The 17,885-nt window shown below is 57.7% G+C and carries 19 protein-coding genes; 6 read left to right on the top strand and 13 right to left on the bottom strand.

Translation table 11 applies throughout. The features are described from left to right. The first annotated feature begins 81 nt into the window (after window positions 1-81). Window positions 82-675: a phosphoheptose isomerase gene (locus GTU76_RS27085; protein WP_008082788.1), complete on the top strand. Its 594-nt coding sequence runs from the start codon at window positions 82-84 to the stop codon at window positions 673-675. Further along, the gene (locus tag GTU76_RS27080) at window positions 672-1,250 is read left to right on the top strand and encodes a BON domain-containing protein (protein ID WP_007917023.1); all 579 of its coding nucleotides are present in this window, start codon (window positions 672-674) and stop codon (window positions 1,248-1,250) included. Before GTU76_RS27085 ends, GTU76_RS27080 begins: the two co-directional genes overlap by 4 nt. A 51-nt stretch (window positions 1,251-1,301) precedes the next feature. Here GTU76_RS27080 and GTU76_RS27075 read toward each other — a convergent pair whose 3' ends face one another. The 7 genes from GTU76_RS27075 to rplM form a co-directional block, all read right to left on the bottom strand. Next, window positions 1,302-1,715, bottom strand: a complete 414-nt coding sequence (locus GTU76_RS27075; RefSeq protein WP_016985146.1) for a ClpXP protease specificity-enhancing factor — start codon at window positions 1,713-1,715, stop codon at window positions 1,302-1,304. A gap of 16 nt (window positions 1,716-1,731) precedes the next feature. Then, window positions 1,732-2,349, bottom strand: coding sequence for a glutathione S-transferase N-terminal domain-containing protein (locus tag GTU76_RS27070; RefSeq protein WP_007917025.1), 618 nt, complete (start codon window positions 2,347-2,349; stop codon window positions 1,732-1,734). A gap of 145 nt (window positions 2,350-2,494) precedes the next feature. Next, complete coding sequence (locus GTU76_RS27065; protein WP_008080280.1) at window positions 2,495-3,277, bottom strand: cytochrome c1; 783 nt, start codon at window positions 3,275-3,277, stop codon at window positions 2,495-2,497. After that, window positions 3,277-4,488, bottom strand: coding sequence for a cytochrome b (locus GTU76_RS27060; RefSeq protein ID WP_016985147.1), 1,212 nt, complete (start codon window positions 4,486-4,488; stop codon window positions 3,277-3,279). The genes GTU76_RS27065 and GTU76_RS27060 overlap by 1 nt, the downstream gene beginning before the upstream one ends. Next, window positions 4,488-5,081, bottom strand: a complete 594-nt coding sequence (gene petA / locus GTU76_RS27055; RefSeq protein WP_007917031.1) for a ubiquinol-cytochrome c reductase iron-sulfur subunit — start codon at window positions 5,079-5,081, stop codon at window positions 4,488-4,490. Before petA ends, GTU76_RS27060 begins: the two co-directional genes overlap by 1 nt. A gap of 270 nt (window positions 5,082-5,351) precedes the next feature. Next, window positions 5,352-5,744 (bottom strand): 30S ribosomal protein S9, encoded by a 393-nt coding sequence (gene rpsI, locus GTU76_RS27050; protein WP_008080273.1) that lies wholly within the window; start codon window positions 5,742-5,744, stop codon window positions 5,352-5,354. Between the two features lie 14 nt (window positions 5,745-5,758). After that, window positions 5,759-6,187 carry a 50S ribosomal protein L13 gene (gene rplM, locus GTU76_RS27045; protein WP_007917032.1) on the bottom strand — a complete coding sequence of 143 codons (429 nt, stop codon included), beginning with the start codon at window positions 6,185-6,187 and terminating at the stop codon, window positions 5,759-5,761. Between the two features lie 245 nt (window positions 6,188-6,432). Here rplM and GTU76_RS27040 point away from each other — a divergent pair, with 245 nt between their 5' ends. Then, a complete protein-coding gene (locus GTU76_RS27040; protein ID WP_016985148.1) occupies window positions 6,433-7,473 on the top strand; it encodes an NADP(H)-dependent aldo-keto reductase in 1,041 nt (346 codons plus the stop codon). A 101-nt stretch (window positions 7,474-7,574) separates the two neighbouring features. Here the strand turns inward: GTU76_RS27040 and GTU76_RS27035 are convergent, their stop codons facing one another. Continuing rightward, the gene (locus GTU76_RS27035) at window positions 7,575-8,711 is read right to left on the bottom strand and encodes an acyl-CoA dehydrogenase family protein (RefSeq protein ID WP_007917034.1); all 1,137 of its coding nucleotides are present in this window, start codon (window positions 8,709-8,711) and stop codon (window positions 7,575-7,577) included. A 250-nt stretch (window positions 8,712-8,961) separates the two neighbouring features. On the opposite strand from GTU76_RS27035, the gene GTU76_RS27030 reads away from it, so the two are divergent. Then, window positions 8,962-9,858: a GlxA family transcriptional regulator gene (locus GTU76_RS27030; RefSeq protein WP_175555647.1), complete on the top strand. Its 897-nt coding sequence runs from the start codon at window positions 8,962-8,964 to the stop codon at window positions 9,856-9,858. 185 nt (window positions 9,859-10,043) lie between these two features. Here GTU76_RS27030 and zapE read toward each other — a convergent pair whose 3' ends face one another. From zapE to GTU76_RS27015, 3 genes are all read right to left on the bottom strand, one after another. Further along, complete coding sequence (zapE, locus tag GTU76_RS27025; RefSeq protein WP_016985150.1) at window positions 10,044-11,138, bottom strand: cell division protein ZapE; 1,095 nt, start codon at window positions 11,136-11,138, stop codon at window positions 10,044-10,046. Window positions 11,139-11,228: 90 nt separating this feature from the next. After that, window positions 11,229-12,584: a tryptophan--tRNA ligase gene (locus tag GTU76_RS27020; RefSeq protein ID WP_180700001.1), complete on the bottom strand. Its 1,356-nt coding sequence runs from the start codon at window positions 12,582-12,584 to the stop codon at window positions 11,229-11,231. A 24-nt stretch (window positions 12,585-12,608) separates the two neighbouring features. Further along, complete coding sequence (locus GTU76_RS27015; protein ID WP_026000612.1) at window positions 12,609-13,238, bottom strand: alpha/beta hydrolase; 630 nt, start codon at window positions 13,236-13,238, stop codon at window positions 12,609-12,611. Window positions 13,239-13,382: 144 nt separating this feature from the next. On the opposite strand from GTU76_RS27015, the gene GTU76_RS27010 reads away from it, so the two are divergent. Continuing rightward, window positions 13,383-13,817 carry a Z-ring associated ZapG family protein gene (locus tag GTU76_RS27010; protein ID WP_007917055.1) on the top strand — a complete coding sequence of 145 codons (435 nt, stop codon included), beginning with the start codon at window positions 13,383-13,385 and terminating at the stop codon, window positions 13,815-13,817. A 226-nt stretch (window positions 13,818-14,043) separates the two neighbouring features. On the opposite strand, the gene GTU76_RS27005 is transcribed toward GTU76_RS27010, so the two are convergent. After that, window positions 14,044-14,781 carry a YiaD family glycine zipper/OmpA-like lipoprotein gene (locus GTU76_RS27005; RefSeq protein WP_016985153.1) on the bottom strand — a complete coding sequence of 246 codons (738 nt, stop codon included), beginning with the start codon at window positions 14,779-14,781 and terminating at the stop codon, window positions 14,044-14,046. Between the two features lie 117 nt (window positions 14,782-14,898). After that, window positions 14,899-15,531, bottom strand: a complete 633-nt coding sequence (locus GTU76_RS27000; RefSeq protein WP_016985154.1) for an MBL fold metallo-hydrolase — start codon at window positions 15,529-15,531, stop codon at window positions 14,899-14,901. A 224-nt stretch (window positions 15,532-15,755) separates the two neighbouring features. Here GTU76_RS27000 and GTU76_RS26995 point away from each other — a divergent pair. After that, window positions 15,756-17,885 (top strand): M10 family metallopeptidase C-terminal domain-containing protein (locus tag GTU76_RS26995; protein WP_281368149.1); only part of this gene is annotated, 2,130 nt, incomplete at its 3' end.

Raw genomic sequence — 17,885 nt, 5'->3', positions numbered from 1 at the left:
ATCCCACCGACAAATTTTGCTCTTTGCTTTGCGGGCTGCACATTCATGTGCCGGACAGCCGCGCTACTTAAGGTCACACAGATGGACATGCAATCCCGAATTCGCCAGCTTTTCCAGGCCAGTATCGACACCAAGCAACAGGCGATGGACGTACTTGCACCGCACATCGAGCAAGCCAGCCAGATCATGGTCAACGCCCTGCTCAACGAAGGCAAAATGCTTTCGTGCGGCAATGGCGGCTCGGCCGGCGATGCCCAGCACTTCTCTTCGGAGCTGCTCAACCGCTTCGAGCGCGAGCGTCCGAGCCTGCCGGCTATCGCCCTGACCACCGACACCTCGACGATCACCTCGATCGCCAACGACTACAGCTACAACGAAGTGTTCTCCAAACAGATCCGCGCGCTCGGCCAGCCGGGCGACGTCTTGCTTGCGATTTCGACCAGCGGTAACTCGGCGAACATTATTCAAGCGATCCAGGCCGCACATGATCGCGAAATGATTGTCGTAGCTTTGACCGGACGCGATGGCGGCGGCATGGCTTCGCTGCTGTTGCCCGAGGACGTCGAGATTCGCGTACCGGCCAATGTCACTGCACGTATTCAAGAAGTCCACTTGCTGGCGATCCATTGCCTCTGCGATCTGATCGACAGCCAACTGTTCGGGAGTGAAGAATGACCCCTAATCGCCTTGGCCTTCTGGCCTTGACCCTGTGCCTCGGCATCAGCGGCTGCACCTCGGTGGTGAATGCCAGCCGTGAAGCGCCGATCGATGACGACCGCGGTACCCGCACCTTCGGCAGCAAGATCGACGACTCGTTGATCGAAACCAAAGTGGGTGTAAACGTGGCCAAAGCCGACCCGGCCCTGGACAACGATTCGCACATCGTCGTCACCAGTTTCAACGGCGTGGTTTTACTGGCCGGTCAAACGCCTCGCGCAGATTTGAAAGCCAAGGCCGAGCAAGCGGCAGCCGCCGTCCAGCGGGTTAAAACCGTTCATAACGAACTGCAAGTGATACCGCCGTCCGGCTTCCTGGCACGCCAGAACGACACCTGGTTGACGTCCAAGATCAAGACCCAGATGCTCACCGACGCCAGCATCCCTGGCTCGCGCATCAAGGTAGTGACCGAGAACGGCATCGTCTACCTGCTGGGCCTGCTGACCAAACAGGAAGCCACTCAGGCAACCAACCTGGTACAGGGCGTTTCTGGCGTACAGAAAATCGTGAAGCTGTTCGAATACATCGACTGACAGCCGAAACGCGCGCACAAAAAAGGCGATCCATCTGGATCGCCTTTTTTATTACTTCACCACTTTCAGGCTTGGCCGGCCGCTAGGGCGCGGTGGCTCGCTATCTGGTGGCGGCAGGTCGTCATCCGGCTCAATGTCATCTTCGTCATCCATTGGTGACTCGATATCGAACACCATGCCCTGACCGTTCTCCCGGGCGTAAATACCCAGGATCGCGCTGATCGGCACGTACAGGCTGTGCGGGACGCCACCAAAGCGACCTTCGAAGGTCACCACGTCGTTGTCCATGTGCAGATGACGCACGGCACTGGGGGAGATGTTCAGGACGATCTGCCCGTCACTGGCGAAACCCTGCGGTACCTGCACCGCCGGGTATTCGGAATTGACCAGCATGTGCGGGGTGCAATCGTTATCAACAATCCACTCGTAGAGCGCGCGGACCAGATAAGGTCGACTGGAGTTCATAGCGGCTCCTTAAGCCTTAGCGCATATCGCGTTCGACACCAGACAGACTCGCCTGGAAAGCCTCACGCGCAAACGAGCGCTCCATATAATCAAGCAGCGGCTTGGCTGGCCGCGGCAGTTCAATACCCAGAATCGGCAAACGCCAGAGTATTGGCAATAGGCAGCAATCCACCAGACTTTGTTCCTCACTGAGGAAAAACGGCTTGTCGGCAAACAGCGGCGACACGCCCGTCAGGCTTTCACGCAATTCCTTGCGCGCCACGACTCGCGCGGCCTCCTTGCTCTTCGGATCCAGGATCAGATCCACCAGACCACACCAGTCACGCTGAATACGGTGAATCAGCAGACGACTGTTGGCACGCGCCACCGGATAAACCGGCATCAATGGCGGATGCGGGTAACGCTCATCCAGATATTCCATCACCACGGTCGACTCCCACAACGCCAGGTCACGATCGACCAGCGTCGGCAGACTGCCGTAAGGGTTTACCTCAATCAGTTTAGGCGGCTGGCGACCAGCTTCCACATAAATGATCTCGGCGCTGACACCCTTCTCTGCAAGCACGATGCGCACTCGGTGGGAATAGTGGTCGGCGGGGTCGGAGTAACAGGCCAACCGATTGGTCACGCCCATGGCGATCCTCCTCGCTTGTTGAATTTGTCGGAACCGGAAAAACGCGCGCGCCCAGAGGGCGCCTCCCGCAACGTCTGGCTGACCAGAGTTGCGCTATCGGAGGCGCCCTTGGGCGCGCGCGATTAACAGCAATGCTTGAAGCGTATCAGTGCACGTCTTTCCAGTATTCACGCTTGAGCAGGTAGGCGAACACAAAGAAGAACGCCAGGTACAGCAAGACATAAGTACCGATGCGCTGATGTTGCAGCTTAACCGGGTTAGCCGAGTAAGCCAGGAAGGTTACCAGATTCTTGACCTTCTCATCGAACTGCTCTTCGTTCAGAGCACCGGATTTCGGCACGATGGTCAGTTGATCGCACGCTTCATGGGTCAGAGGCGTGCCGGTCAGCGGATCATATTGCTTCTTGCCGTCTTCGACGATCTGCACCTGCTTGCAACCCACGACCTGACGACCCTGCAGGCCGACCAGCACGTTAGGCATGCCGACGTTCGGGAAGACCTTGTTGTTCACGCCCCATGGGCGTGCCGGATCTTCGTAGAACGACTTCAGGTAACCGTAGAGCCAATCAGTGCCACGCACACGAGCGACCAGAGTCAGATCCGGTGGTGCCGCGCCGAACCAGGTCTTGGCGTCCGCCGGCTGCATACCGATGGTCATGTGATCACCGATCTTGGCGCCGGTGAACACCAACTTCTCCAGCATCAGTTCGTGCGGCACGCCGAGATCATCGGCAACCCGTTCGTAACGCTGGAACTTGGCGCTGTGGCAACCCATGCAATAGTTGGCGAAGGTGCGCGCACCGTCCTGCAAGGCAGCTTTATCGGAGACATCGATGTCGACTTTTTCCAGCTCCGGACCACCGTGTTCAGCGGCGAAAGACAGCACAGGCAACGCAGCAAAAATCAGAGCAAAAAATAACTTTTTCATCAGCCAGTCACCCTTTCCGGAACCGGTTTGGTCTTCTCGAGCCTGGTGTAGAACGGCATCAGAATGAAGTAGGCGAAGTACAGGAAGGTGCAGACCTGCGACAGCAAGGTTCGCTCCGGCGTCGGCGCAAGCACACCGAGAATGCCGAGAATCACGAACGAAATGCAGAACACCACCAGCCAGATCTTGCTCATCCAGCCTTTGTAGCGCATCGATTTGACCGGGCTGCGATCCAGCCATGGCAGTACGAACAGCACCGCAATCGCCGCGCCCATGGCGATAACACCCATGAGTTTGTCCGGGATCGCACGCAGGATTGCGTAGAACGGCGTGAAGTACCAGACCGGGGCAATGTGTTCTGGCGTCTTGAACGGGTTGGCTTGCTCAAAGTTTGGCTTTTCGAGGAAGTAACCGCCCATTTCCGGGAAGAAGAACACAATGAAGCAGAAGATAAACAGGAACACCACAACACCGACAATGTCCTTCACGGTGTAGTACGGGTGGAAGGCGATACCATCCAGCGGGATGCCGTTTTCGTCTTTGTGCTTCTTGATGTCGACGCCGTCAGGGTTGTTCGAACCGACTTCGTGCAGCGCCAGAATGTGCAGCACCACCAGACCGAGAATCACGATCGGCAGCGCGACAACGTGCAAGGCAAAGAAGCGGTTCAGGGTGATCCCGGAGATCAGATAGTCACCACGAATCCACTGGGTCAGGTCGTTGCCGATCACCGGAATCGCACCGAACAGCGAGATGATCACCTGGGCACCCCAGTACGACATCTGGCCCCACGGCAGCAGATACCCCATGAAGGCTTCGGCCATCAGCGCCAGATAAATCAGCATGCCGAAGACCCAGACCAGCTCACGCGGCTTCTGATAGGAGCCGTAGAGCAGACCACGGAACATGTGCAGATAAACCACGATGAAGAACGCCGAAGCACCGGTCGAGTGCAGCAGACGCAGGATCGAGCCGTACTCGACGTCACGCATGATGTATTCAACGGAAGCGAAGGCTTCTTCTGCCGACGGCGTGTAACTCATCGTCAGCCAGACACCGGTGACGATCTGATTCACCAGCACCAGCAGCGCCAGGGAGCCGAAGAAGTAGAAGAAGTTGAAGTTTTTTGGAGCGTAATACTTGCTGAGATGGTCTTCCCACATTTTGGTCGCAGGGAAGCGCGCATCAACCCAATCCATGAACTTGCTCATCACGCTTTCTCCGTATCGACGCCAATGACAATCAGGTCATCGGTCTCATAGGAATGCGGGGGAACTGGCAGGTTCAAAGGCGCAGGTTGCGACTTGTAGACGCGGCCAGCCAGATCGTAGTGAGAACCGTGGCAAGGGCAGAAATAGCCACCGACCCAGTCTTTACCGAGATCCGCAGGTGCCACTTCGGGACGGAAAGTTGGTGAGCAACCCAGGTGTGTGCAGATCCCGATCAGCAGCAGAATTTCCGGCTTGATCGAGCGCACTTCAGGGTCGACATAGGTAGGTTGCGTGGAGTTTTTGGAGGTTGGATCGGAGAGCTGGCCTTCGATCTTCTTGAGATTCCCCAGGATTTCCTCGGTACGACGAACAATGAACACCGGCTGGCCGCGCCATTCAGCAATCATCTGCTGTCCTGGCTCGATTTTGCTGACATTCACTTTCACCGGTGCACCAGCGGCTTTCGCCTTGGCACTGGGAAACCATGACCCCACGAACGGGACCGCAGCCCCCACCGCTCCTGCAGCACCCACCACGGATGTGGCTGCTACCAAGAAGCGACGCCGGCCTGCATTCACGCCGTCATTGCTCATTCAGTCCTCTCCCATCAGCTTTTGTGGCCTGTTAAATCAGGCATCTACTAAATAAATCAATGTTACTTATAAAAATTTTGCCGAGATGGTAATGAAAAGCCCCAATTCTGACAAGGGAATTACCCGGAGCTCTTACCCTCAAGCCTTGCAGTATAGGGGGTCTACGGAAGTGGCAAGTTGTCGCAGCGCAATTCTTTGATAAATCACAGGCATAAAAAAACGCCCGCTTCCGTGAGGAGGCGGGCGTTCTTTTTGAACGTGGAAGCGGAATTAACGCTTCGAGTACTGCGGACGCTTACGCGCTTTACGCAGACCAACTTTCTTACGTTCAACTTCACGGGCGTCGCGAGTAACGAAGCCAGCTTTGCGCAGAGCGCCACGCAGGGTTTCGTCGTAGTCCATCAGAGCGCGAGTGATGCCGTGGCGGATTGCGCCAGCTTGACCACTTACACCACCGCCGATCACGGTGACGTAGATGTCGAACTTCTCGACAGTCTCAGTCAGCTCCAGCGGCTGGCGAACTACCATGCGGGCAGTTTCACGGCCGAAGAAGTTTTCCAGCGAACGGTTGTTGATGGAGATGTTACCAGTACCCGGACGCAGGAAAACGCGTGCGGTTGCGGTCTTGCGACGGCCAGTGCCGTAATTTTGAGTCGCCGACATAATGTACTATTCCGTTAAAACTTCAGTTCTTGGGGCTGCTGAGCAGTATGTGGGTGTGCAGCGCCCGCATAGACTTTCAGCTTACGGTACATGTCGCGACCCAGTGGGTTTTTAGGCAGCATGCCTTTAACCGCGGTCTCGATCACGCGCTCAGGGGCTTTAGCGATCAGCTTTTCAAAGTTGATCGACTTGATGCCGCCCGGGAAACCGGAGTGGGAGTAGTACATTTTGTCAGTGGTTTTAGCACCGGTAACACGAATCTGCTCAGCATTGATTACGACGATGTAGTCGCCGGTGTCAACGTGAGGAGTGTACTCAGGCTTGTGCTTGCCACGCAGACGGCTCGCGATTTCGGTGGCCAGACGACCCAGGGTCTGACCAGCAGCGTCGACGACAAACCAGTCGCGCTTTACTGTTTCCGGTTTAGCAGTAAAAGTTTTCATTCTTTATAGCCTCAGGGGCCGCCCTGTAAATTAGACGGCGGATCTTACTGAATAGTGCGTACTTTGACAAGTCAAAGGCAGCCGGATACAGACGCTTTCGGGGGCTCGGGTCGGCGCGTCCGTTCAACGGCAAGATTCTTCGGCGGCGGCGCATCACTTCCACTGCAGAAAGAGGTCGGCAATTATGCAGATTGCGAAAAATATTTCAACCTGCTTTTATGATTGTTTTGCCCAAGGAGCACCCGATGGACTATCGCCAGCTAGGCCGTACCGACCTGAACGTGAGTGCAATCTGCCTCGGCACCATGACCTGGGGCGAGCAAAACACTGAAGCTGAAGCCTTCGCGCAGATAGAAAGGGCCAAAGAGGCCGGGATCAATTTCATCGACACCGCCGAGATGTACCCGGTGCCGCCGAAAGCCGAAACCTACGCCACCACCGAGCGCTATATCGGCAATTACTTCAAAAGTCGCGGCGACCGTGCCGACTGGATCCTCGCCAGCAAGATTGCCGGACCCGGCAACACCATCGACTACATTCGCGACAAAAACCTGCGTCACAACCGGCAGCACATCACCGCAGCGGTGGATGCCAGCCTCGAGCGCCTGCAGACCGACTACATCGATCTGTATCAACTGCACTGGCCGGAGCGCAGCACCAACTTTTTCGGACAGCTGGGCTACAAACACAAGATCGAAGCCAACCTGACCCCGCTCGAAGACACCCTTGAGGCGCTCGACGAGCAAGTAAAGGCCGGCAAGATCCGCCACATTGGCCTGTCCAACGAAACCCCGTGGGGCACCATGCGTTTTCTGGCGCTGGCCGAAGCCCGTGGCTGGCCGCGTGCGGTGTCGATCCAGAACCCGTACAACCTGCTCAACCGCAGCTTCGAGGTGGGTCTGGCGGAAATCGCCATCCGCGAACAATGCGGCTTGCTCGCCTATTCGCCGCTGGCGTTTGGTTTCCTCTCAGGCAAGTACGAGGGTGGCGCTCGCCCGCCGAAAGGTCGTCTGAGTCTCTACAGCCGCTTCAGCCGCTATTTCAATGCGCAGTCGGAAGCAGCGTGCAGCCGCTATGTGGCACTGGCCCATGAACATGGCCTGGATCCGGCGCAGATGGCTTTGGCTTTTGTGACTCAGCAACCGTTTGTCACCAGCAATATCATTGGGGCAACGACGCTTGAGCAACTGGACAGCAACATTGCCAGTTTCGATCTGAAGCTTTCCGATGAAGTGCTGGCAGGGATTGAGGCGATTCACAAGGATCATCCGAATCCTGCGCCTTGATCGACCGTTAAAAGCTTCGCGAGCAGGCTCGCGCCCACAGGTACGGTGATCCCCTGTGGGAGCGAGCCTGCTCACGAAGAGGCCAGCCAATGCAGCGAAGATCAAAGCGAGCGCGCAATGATCTCCTTCATGATTTCATTGGTGCCGGCATAAATCCGCTGCACGCGCGCATCCGCCCACGCCCGGGCCACCGGGTACTCCCACATGAAGCCGTAACCGCCATGCAACTGCACGCACTCGTCGAGCACCTTGCATTGCAGGTCAGTGCCCCAGTATTTCGCCATCGCCGCAGTTGGCACATCCAGCTTGCCTTGCAGGTGCAGTTCCAGACATTTGTCGACGAAGACTCGGCCGATCTGAATCTCGGTGGCCATTTCTGCCAGCTTGAAGCGCGTGTTCTGAAAGTCGGCAATCGCTTTGCCGAAGGCCTTGCGATCACGGGTGTAGTCCAACGTCCACTGCAACGCCGCTTCGGCTGAGGCCAAACCGCCAATGGCCACCGTCAGACGCTCTTGCGGCAACTCCTGCATCAGATAAGCAAACCCTGCCCCGGCCTGCCCCAGCAGGTTTTCCTTGGGCACGCGCACATCCTGAAAGAACAACTCGGAGGTGTCCTGCGCCTTCATGCCGACCTTCTCCAGGCGCTTGCCCTTGTCGAAGCCCGGCGTATTCGCTTCCACCAGAAACAGGCTGGTGCCCTTGGCGCCGGCCTTCGGGTCGGTCTTGGCGACCACGATCACCAAGTCCGCCAGAAAGCCGTTGGTGATAAAGGTTTTCGAACCGTTGATCACATATTCGTCACCGTCCAGAACAGCGGTGGTCTTCACACCTTGCAGATCGGAACCGGCGCCCGGCTCGGTCATGGCAATGGCCGTGACCATCTCGCCCGAGACCAGTTTAGGCAGGTATTTGTGTTTCAGCGCTTCACTGCCGTAATGCAGGATGTACGGCGCGACAATGTCCGAATGCAGCGAGAAACCAATACCGGTCAAACCCAATCGACCGACCTCCTCGATCACCACCGCGCTGTAAAGAAAATCCGCCCCCAACCCACCATACTCTTCCGGCAGGTGCGAGCAGAGCATCCCCGCCTCGCCTGCCTTGTTCCAGAGTTTGCGGTCGATATAGCCTTGCTTCTCCCATTGCGCATGAAACGGCACCGCCTCTTTTTCGAGGAAGGTTCGTACGCTGTCGCGAAACAATTCGTGCTCGGAGCTGAACAAGGTTCTGGGGATCATGCGGCACCTTTCTTTGTTGTTGGTGGGAGATGACCTTCAGAGACTAAGCCTCCCCTCTGACACAGGACACTGGACACATCCGACAAAAAATAAGACGATCCAGCCGTCTGGTGACCACTTTCCCTTATAAAAACAAAACAAAAGTTGAATTATGTCCAAGCAAGTCTCCACGCCCTTGCGGCGCGTCAGCATCCTGGCAATCGACCGGGTTTTCGCTTCCACTCTCATGCAAGCCAAGGATTTCTTCCATCTGGCCAGCCTGCGTTATGGCAAACAATTGGGCCATGGCCTGACACCGGCATTCGAAACACGCCTGGTCAGCCCCGACGGCAAACCGGTGAACAGTTTCAGTGACGTCGTGATGCCGGTCGACGGCGGCCTGGAAAACGCCGATGTCATTATCCTCCCGGCGTTCTGGGACGATTTCGACACGCTGTGCGGCCGTTATCCGCAAGTGTTGCCCTGGCTGCGTGAACAGCATGCCCGCGGTGCGGTGTTATGCGGCGAAGCCACCGGGGTGTTCTGGCTGGCCGAGGCCGGCCTGCTCAACGGCAAGGAAGCGACCACCTACTGGCGCTTCTTCAATGCCTTCGCCGAGCGCTTTCCAAAGGTCTATCTCAATCAGGACAAGCACCTGACCGATGCCGACAACCTGTACTGCGCCGGCGGCACCACCTCGGCCTGCGACCTCTACATTTACTTGATCGAGCGCTTCTGCGGGGCCAACGTCGCACAAGCCGTGGCCCGCGATATTCTCTATGAAGTGCAGCGCAGCTACGCGCCGGGTCGCATCGGTTTTGGCGGGCAGAAACTGCATCAGGACGTGATCATTCTGCAGATCCAGCACTGGCTCGAAGAGCATTTCGCCGACAAGTTCCGCTTCGAAGACGTCGCCCGCGAGCACGGTATGAGCATTCGTAACTTCATGCGACGCTTCCAGACTGCGACTGGCGACAAGCCGCTGCATTACCTGCAACGCCTGCGCATCGAGACGGCAAAAGGCTTGCTGTCCGGCAGCCGCAAGAGCATCAAGACCATCAGTTATGAGGTCGGTTACGACGATGCGAGCTTCTTTGCGCGGTTGTTCCGTCAGCACACCGAGCTGTCGCCGAATCAGTATCGGCAGCAGTTTCAGCAGGCTGCGTAACCCTCTGCCCCTACACAAACCGATGTAGGAGTGAGCCTGCTCGCGATTGCGTCCGTCCATGCAGCATTTATGTGACTGATCCACCGCTATCGCGAGCAGACTCACTCCTACAGGGTATTGCGGTGAATTCTGGACATAAAAAAGGGCCTGCAATTGCAGGCCCTTTTTTTGTTTCGCGATTCTGCTTAAGGCTTGTGCGCCCGTGACAGGAATTCGTGCGATTGCATCTCCAGCAGACGGCTCAGCGTACGCTGGAATTCGAAGTTCAGACGGCCGCCGGTGTAGAGATCCTTCAGCTCGACTTCAGCGGAAATGATCAGCTTCACGTTGCGGTCGTAGAACTCGTCGACCATGTTGATGAAGCGACGAGCGATGTCGTCGGTGGTGACGCTCATCTGCTCGACACCGCTGAGCAGCACGGCGTGGAAGATCTTGCCCAATTCGATGTAGTCGTTCTGGCTACGCGGGCCGTCGCACAGTTCGCGGAAGTCGAACCAGGCCACGTCGTCGCAAGTACGCAGGGCACGGATCTCACGGTTCTCGATCATCAGCACATCGTTCTCGACCGCAGCCGTGCATTCCGGCGTCAGTGCCTTGAAGCTCTTGCGCAGGCTTTCGTGAGCGGCTTCGTCGAGCGGATAGTGGAACAGCTCCGCTTGTTCGAGGTGACGCAGACGGTAGTCGACGCCGCTGTCGACGTTGACGATCTCAGTGTTCTGCTTGATCAGCGCGATGGCCGGCAGGAAGCGCGCGCGTTGCAGCCCGTCCTTGTACAGACCGTCCGGGACGATGTTCGAGGTCGCGACCAGGGTCACGCCGTTCTTGAACAACTCTTCCATCAGCGTGCCGAGGATCATCGCGTCGGTGATGTCGGAAACGAAGAATTCATCGAAGCAGATCACCCGCGACTCGTCGGAAAAACGCTTGGCGATGATGGTCAGCGGGTTTTTCTCGCCGCCAAGGGTTTTCATCTCTTCGTGCACGCGCTTCATGAAGCGGTGGAAGTGGGTTCGGGTCTTTTCCTTGAACGGCAGCGCTTCGAAGAAGGTGTCGACCAGGTAAGTTTTGCCGCGACCCACGCCGCCCCAGAAATACAGGCCCTTGACCGGCGTCTGATCCTTCTTGCCGAACAGCTTGCTCAGCAGGCCCGGCTTGTTTTGATCGGCGGCGATCAGATCGTCGTACAGACGCTGCAAATGACGCACAGCAGTCTCCTGCGCGGCGTCATGGAAGAAGTCCGGGCGTTTCAGATCAGCTTGGTATCGTTCTAGGGGCGTCATAATTCGTTAGCAAGGCAACAAAAACGGGCGGTCACTGTAGCGACGGCCCGTGGGAATGGCAATCGGCCCTTGGTCGGACCGTGCCGCCGATTAGTCCTGAACCGGGGTCAGCGCGACGCGCAGAGCCTCGATGGCCGCGTCCCGCGCAGCAGTGTCAGCGAATGCCGGGCTGTCGCCAACGCACTCGCCGTCCAGCCAGATGCTGAAGCTCAGGTCTTCGCTGCGCACGTCCAGTGGCTGGCCGGATTGCAGCTGTTTGGTCACCTGCCCTGCGGCTTTGCCGTCAGCAAAGTTGCGCGACAGCAACAGTTGCTCGCCATCGGCTGCCAGCAGACGGAAACGGAAGCTGCCGTCGTCTTCGCGGAAGCTGACGAAACGCGCGGCTTTCGCGGCTTTCTTTTTGGTCGTCGCAGCAACCTGAACCTGATTGACGAAGGAGCGCAGGCCGACGGCTTCGCGCAGTTCGTTGAGGAACGGCGTTGCCACAGCACGGGCCTTCTTCGCACCGATCTGCAAGATGTCTTCCAGGTCTGCCGGGCGCTCGATCAACTGGTGATACTTCTCGCGCGCTTCGCCGAGATCGTTATCGAGCAACTGGAACAGACGGTTCTTCGCCTCGCCCCAACCCAGACCACCGAGCAGTTCGCTGCGGAACTCGTCCGCCTGCGCCGGCGTGGCGAAGGCCTGAAACAGCGTGAACAAGTGCGAGTTGTCCGGATCCTTGGCTTCGCCTGGCGCCTTGGAGTCGGTGACGATCCGCGAGATCGCGTCCTTCATCTCTTTGGCGCTGGAGAACAACGGGATGGTGTTGTCGTAGCTCTTCGACATCTTGCGCCCGTCGAGGCCTGGCAACGTCGCCACGCTTTCTTCGATCAGCGCTTCGGGCATGGTGAAGAATTCTTTGCCCTGACCGAACAGGTGGTTGAAACGCTGGCCGATATCGCGGGCCATTTCCACGTGCTGGATCTGGTCACGACCGACCGGCACTTTGTGCGCGTTGAACATCAGGATGTCTGCGGCCATCAGCACCGGGTAGCTGTAGAGGCCCATGGTGATGCCAGCATCCGGGTCTTCACCGGTTTCGACGTTCTTGTCGACCGACGCCTTGTAGGCGTGCGCACGGTTGAGCAGGCCCTTGGCGGCAACGCAGGTCAGCAGCCAGGTCAGTTCAGGGATTTCCGGGATGTCGGACTGGCGGTAGAAAGTCACGCGGTCGACATCGAGGCCACCGGCCAGCCAGGTCGCGGCGATTTCCAGACGCGAACGCTGGATGCGCAGCGGGTCATCGCATTTGATCAGGGCGTGGTAGTCGGCCAGGAAGTAGAACGAGTCGGCATTGCTGTCGCGGCTGGCGAGGATCGCCGGGCGGATGGCGCCGGCGTAGTTGCCCAGGTGCGGCGTGCCGGTGGTGGTGATGCCGGTGAGGATTCGGGTACGGTTCGTCATGGGTAATCGCTTGTCAGACTGCAATCAATTCGAGAGACGCGGCAGGATCAGATCCTTGAGATCGGTCAGCTTGCCATGAAAAAAGTGTCCGCATTCTGCCACTTTCAGCAGCTCATGGGGGCGCTGGAGTTTTTCCGACCAGTCGTAAACCAGCTGCGGATCGATGACCTCGTCGGTTTCCGGCTGGATCACCGTGAGTTCACCCTGCTGCGGCAGTTGATCCTGCTCGCCCAGACGCATCACCGCCGGCGCAACCATGAACAGGTGCTTGAGCTGTACGCCCTGCGCTTCGAGTCGACCGCCGAGACTTGCTGCAACAAATCCTCCGAAGGAGAAACCGAACAGGGTCAGCGGCAGATCCGGGTGTTTATCACGCAGCCACTTGGCGGCAGCCTGAGCGTCGTCGACCTCGCCGGTGCCCATGTCGTGGGAACCTTCGCTGGCACCAACGCCGCGATAGTTGAAACGCAAGGTGATCAGGCCCGCGTCGCGCGCGGTGCGCTGCAGGGTCGAGACGACCTTGTTGAGCATGGTGCCGCCCTGCACCGGGTTCGGATGGCAGATCAGCGCGATGCCGCGCGGCTGTTCATTATCCAGGTACAAAGCTTCGATCTGGCCGATAGGGCCATCAATCACTACAGGGGTTTCACGCATCAGCAAGGAAGGAACTCCGTGACCTCGAATCGGGTCGACTCGTCTAGCAAATTGTCTGTGCCAATCTATTGCGAGTGAATCGCGGTATACAGCGCAGGTTCGAGCCGTTAACGTAAAGCAAAGCCGTTTATAGAGGAAGGACTCGTGGAACACTCGCTCTTAGTTTGGTTGTTACCGACTCTTGCCCTGGTTGTGGGTGTCGCCATTGGATTCCTGATCGCGCGCGTTGCGCCGAACGCCGCGCCGAGCCGTACGCAGCGTCAACTGGATGATATCCAGGAGCGTTTCGACAGTTATCAAAACGAAGTGGTCACCCACTTCAACAGCACCGCGATGCTGGTCAAGAAGCTGACCCAGAGCTATCAGGAAGTGCAGGATCATCTCGCCGAGGGCGCCAATCGTCTGGCCCTGGACGAGCAGACCCGCCAGCGCCTGATCGCTGCCCTGCACGCTGACGCGGCAGTCGCGCCACGTGAACGCCTGACGCCACCGCGCGACCAGGAGCCGCCACGTGATTACGCACCGAAGACCCCGAACTCGCCGGGCATGCTCGATGAGCACTATGGTCTGAAGAAGTAATCAGCCTTCGCTGACAAACAAAAAGCCCCCGGACAGTGATGTGTCCCGGGGGCTTTTTTGTGTCTGTAATCTTCGGTGTTTGTAGCGGCCCCTTCGCGAGCAGGCTCGCTCCCACAGGGGAATGCATTTCAAATGTGGGAGCGAGCTTGCTCGCGAAGGGGCCGGCACAGGCCAGACAAAAAATACCCGATCACAGGACCGGGCATTTCTTCATTCAGGCATTCGCTTACGGATACTGCTGAACCGTGCCCGGCTGCTGTTGCTGCTGACCACCATACTGCTGGCCCGGAATCGCCTTCAGGTTGACTTCAACGCGGCGGTTCTGCGCCCGGCCATTGACGTCACCGTTGCTGGCAATCGGGTTATCGGGACCGGCACCACGGGCCGACAGGTTGGCACCGCTGACACCTTGCGAAGTCAGGTAGGTCGCCACGCTCTGCGCACGACGCTGGGACAGGTCCATGTTGTGCTGGCGGCTGCCGGTGCTGTCGGTGTAGCCGACAATTTCGATCTGGTTCTGGCTGAACTCTTTCAACGAGCCCGCGAGGTTGTTCAACGGTTGGTAGAAGCTGGAAGCGATATTCGCCGAATCGGTGGCGAAAGTGATGTTGCCCGGCATGATCAGTTTGATTTGATCGCCCTGACGCTGCACTTCAACACCGGTATTGGCCATGCTCGCGCGCAGTTTCTTTTCCTGCTGATCGGCGTAGTAGCCGTAACCGGCAGCGGAAGCGCCCACCACGGCGGCACCGATCAAGGCACCTTTGCCGCGATTGTTGTGGTCGATAGCGGCGCCGGCAAGCGCACCGGCCAGAGCACCCAGGCCGCCGTACTTGGCGGTTTTGCTCATGCCTTGCGAGCCACCGTCGGCCTGGCCTTGATTGTCATACGGGTTAGGCGAGGCGCAGCCGGACAGCACGGCCACGGCAGTAGCGACAATAATCAAACGACGCGTGGTGAACATGGAGAGCTCCTGGTTTTCGCATTCTGTGGTGCAGCGGCCCAATTGGCTAATGGACCTGCGCGGGCGTTTGATCATGACAATGCACAAAAATTCCGCCGGACACTCGTGACAAAATATTTAGGCCCTGACGAACGGGTTTTCGCGCATTTCATCACCCAGACGCGTATCCGGCCCGTGACCGGTCACCACGGTCGCATCCTCGTCCAGCGTATATAGCCGCTGCTTGATCGAACGCACGATGGTCGCCTGATCGCCGCCCCACAAATCCGTGCGCCCTACGCCGCGACGAAACAGCGTGTCGCCAGCTATCAACAGCTTAGCCTCGGAAAACCAAAAGCTCATGGAACCGGGTGTATGTCCAGGCGTATGCAGCGCCACACCACAACCACAGGCCAACTCTTCGTCATCGCTCAACCATCGATCTGGCGATGGCACCGGGGTGTATGGCACACCGAACATCTGGCATTGCATTTCGAGGTTGTCCCAGAGGAACTGGTCTTCTTTGTGCAAATGCAGGGTCGCCCCGGTTTTTTCTTTCATCTGCCCCGAAGCGAGAAAGTGATCAAGGTGTGCGTGGGTGTGAATGATGCTGACGACTTTCAGACCATGCGCATCGAGCCGCGCCATGATCATGTCCGGATTGCCTCCGGGGTCGACAACGATGGCTTTCTTTGTGACCGGATCGCCGATGATGGTGCAATTGCACTGGAGCGGGCCGACAGGGAAGGTTTCACGGATGAGGGTGATCATGGGATGTCTCGTCGAATATTGATGCGCGTTGACCCGCGCAAGGATAACAACAGGTTTTCCTGCAGATATTGCCAACCTTTCCGATATATCACTGAGTCAGTTTTCTGACGTTGCGCTGAAAAAAAGTAATGGCTCAGTGATATCAATTGACGCAGGATCTGATACAAAATTATCGCCAGTAGCGACCACATCAGGACGGTCGCAAACCCTCTCAGGATATTCGAATGTCGTCTCCACTTGGCTATGCACTCACCCAATCGTCGTTTTTAACCGGCAATGCTCAGACTGATAGCCTGATCTATGGCACGCAGTGGCTGAGCCCCGACTTTGGCGGTGAAGATTTTTTTTCGACACGGCTGACCTACAGTTTTGTAACACCCGGCCAATCGTACTTCGCCAAGGATTACAGCCCTGACAACGAATTCCTGAACAGTTTCAACCTGACCACCGCGCAACAGACGGCTATAACCAGCGCCCTCAGCACGTGGAGTTCGGTGGCGAACATCAAGTTCACACTGGTCAGTGACAACATCAACAGCGCTGGCGATCTGCGATTCGGTGGATACGCGGGCATGGATCCGAAGACCGCTGCGTGGGCGTACTTTCCAGATAGAACGCCATTGGCAGGCGACGTATGGATCGGGCCATCGACAAACAATCCGGACCCGGGCAAAGGCACTTACGACTACATGACGTTCGTGCATGAGATCGGTCATGCGCTGGGCCTCAAGCATCCTTTCGAAGCCAGTGCATCCAACAGCAACGTGATTTCGCCGTTGCTGGACGACTCGCACTTCACGGTCATGAGTTACAACAATGCCTACTCGTTCCAGCCAACCACGCCCATGTTGCTGGATATCCTGGCAATCCAGAAGCTATACGGTGCCAACATGCTTTGGCAGAACGGTGACAACGTATACAAATGGGGCGCCAATCAATCGGTTTTCGAGACCATCTGGGACGCCGGCGGCAACGATACGATTGATGCCAGTAACCAGTTAGCGGCCGTCAGCCTGAATCTCAACGAAGGAGCCTTCAGTCAAATAGGCAAAGCGTTCACCGACGGCACCAACCTGCTCAATGATGGTTTGGCGATTGCCTACGGTGCGCAGATCGAAAATGCTATCGGCTCAGCCTTTGACGACACGCTCACCGGTAACGACCTGAACAACACCCTCAATGGCGGCCTCGGCGCGGACACCATGATCGGCGGCGCGGGCATCGACACTTATTACGTCGATAACGTCAACGACGTGGTCATCGAAACCGATGCTTCGCTGACCGCACTCGACCGGGTGTTTTCCAGCATCAGCTACACCCTCGGCGCCAACGTCGAGAACCTGCTGCTGATCGGCAGCGACAACATCAACGCCACCGGCAACGAAGTCAGCAACCGCCTGGTCGGCAACGATGGCAGCAACACGCTCGACGGTGGCCTCGGTGCCGACCGCATGGAAGGTGGCGCTGGCGTCGACACCTATTACGTCGATAACGTCAACGACGTGGTGATCGAAACCGACGCTTCGCTGACCGCACTCGACCGGGTTTTCGCCAGCGTCAGCTACAGCCTCGCCGCGAACGTCGAAAACCTGCTGCTGATCGGCAGCGACAACATCAACGCCACGGGCAACGAAGTCAGCAATCGTCTGGTCGGCAACGACGGCAACAACATTCTCGACGGTGGCCTCGGCGCCGACCGCCTAGAAGGTGGTCTGGGCAATGACACCTACATCGTCGACAACGTCGGTGACACCATCACCGAGAGCAGTACATTGATCAGTGAAATCGACACTGTTCGCTCTTCGGTCGACTGGACGCTGGGCGCCAACCTGGAAAACCTCGTTCTGACCGGCAACGCCCTCAATGGCACTGGCAACAGTCTGAACAACACCCTGACCGGCAACGATCAAAACAATACGTTCGATGGCGGTCTCGGCGCGGACACCATGATCGGCGGCGCTGGCGTCGACACCTATTACGTCGATAACGTCAACGACGTGGTGATCGAAACCGACGCTTCGCTGACCGCACTCGACCGGGTTTTCGCCAGTGTCAGCTACAGCCTTGGCGCCAACGTCGAGAACCTGCTGCTGACCGGCAGTGACAACATCAACGCCACGGGCAACGAAGTCAGCAACCGTCTGGTCGGCAACGACGGCAACAACATTCTCGACGGTGGCCTCGGTGCCGACCGCCTGGAAGGCGGACTGGGCAATGACACCTACATCGTCGACAACGTCGGCGACACCATCACCGAGAGCAGTACATTGATCAGTGAAATCGACACTGTTCGCTCTTCGGTCGACTGGACGCTGGGCGCCAACCTGGAAAACCTCGTTCTGACCGGCAACGCC

The organism is Pseudomonas crudilactis (assembly GCF_013433315.1).
In the GTDB taxonomy this organism is placed as follows: Bacteria; Pseudomonadota; Gammaproteobacteria; order Pseudomonadales; family Pseudomonadaceae; genus Aquipseudomonas; species Aquipseudomonas crudilactis.
The sequence above is the reverse complement of the archived record's forward strand: the minus strand, read 5'-3'. Positions and strand labels throughout refer to the sequence as shown.

Coding starts and splice junctions, on each gene's coding strand:
- GTU76_RS27085 (WP_008082788.1), top strand. CDS start 82: ATGGACATGCAATCCCGAATTCGCCAGCTTTTCCAGGCCAGTATCGAC.
- GTU76_RS27080 (WP_007917023.1), top strand. CDS start 672: ATGACCCCTAATCGCCTTGGCCTTCTGGCCTTGACCCTGTGCCTCGGC.
- GTU76_RS27075 (WP_016985146.1), bottom strand. CDS start 1,715: ATGAACTCCAGTCGACCTTATCTGGTCCGCGCGCTCTACGAGTGGATT.
- GTU76_RS27070 (WP_007917025.1), bottom strand. CDS start 2,349: ATGGGCGTGACCAATCGGTTGGCCTGTTACTCCGACCCCGCCGACCAC.
- GTU76_RS27065 (WP_008080280.1), bottom strand. CDS start 3,277: ATGAAAAAGTTATTTTTTGCTCTGATTTTTGCTGCGTTGCCTGTGCTG.
- GTU76_RS27060 (WP_016985147.1), bottom strand. CDS start 4,488: ATGAGCAAGTTCATGGATTGGGTTGATGCGCGCTTCCCTGCGACCAAA.
- petA (WP_007917031.1), bottom strand. CDS start 5,081: ATGAGCAATGACGGCGTGAATGCAGGCCGGCGTCGCTTCTTGGTAGCA.
- rpsI (WP_008080273.1), bottom strand. CDS start 5,744: ATGTCGGCGACTCAAAATTACGGCACTGGCCGTCGCAAGACCGCAACC.
- rplM (WP_007917032.1), bottom strand. CDS start 6,187: ATGAAAACTTTTACTGCTAAACCGGAAACAGTAAAGCGCGACTGGTTT.
- GTU76_RS27040 (WP_016985148.1), top strand. CDS start 6,433: ATGGACTATCGCCAGCTAGGCCGTACCGACCTGAACGTGAGTGCAATC.
- GTU76_RS27035 (WP_007917034.1), bottom strand. CDS start 8,711: ATGATCCCCAGAACCTTGTTCAGCTCCGAGCACGAATTGTTTCGCGAC.
- zapE (WP_016985150.1), bottom strand. CDS start 11,138: ATGACGCCCCTAGAACGATACCAAGCTGATCTGAAACGCCCGGACTTC.
- GTU76_RS27020 (WP_180700001.1), bottom strand. CDS start 12,584: ATGACGAACCGTACCCGAATCCTCACCGGCATCACCACCACCGGCACG.
- GTU76_RS27015 (WP_026000612.1), bottom strand. CDS start 13,238: ATGCGTGAAACCCCTGTAGTGATTGATGGCCCTATCGGCCAGATCGAA.
- GTU76_RS27005 (WP_016985153.1), bottom strand. CDS start 14,781: ATGTTCACCACGCGTCGTTTGATTATTGTCGCTACTGCCGTGGCCGTG.
- GTU76_RS27000 (WP_016985154.1), bottom strand. CDS start 15,531: ATGATCACCCTCATCCGTGAAACCTTCCCTGTCGGCCCGCTCCAGTGC.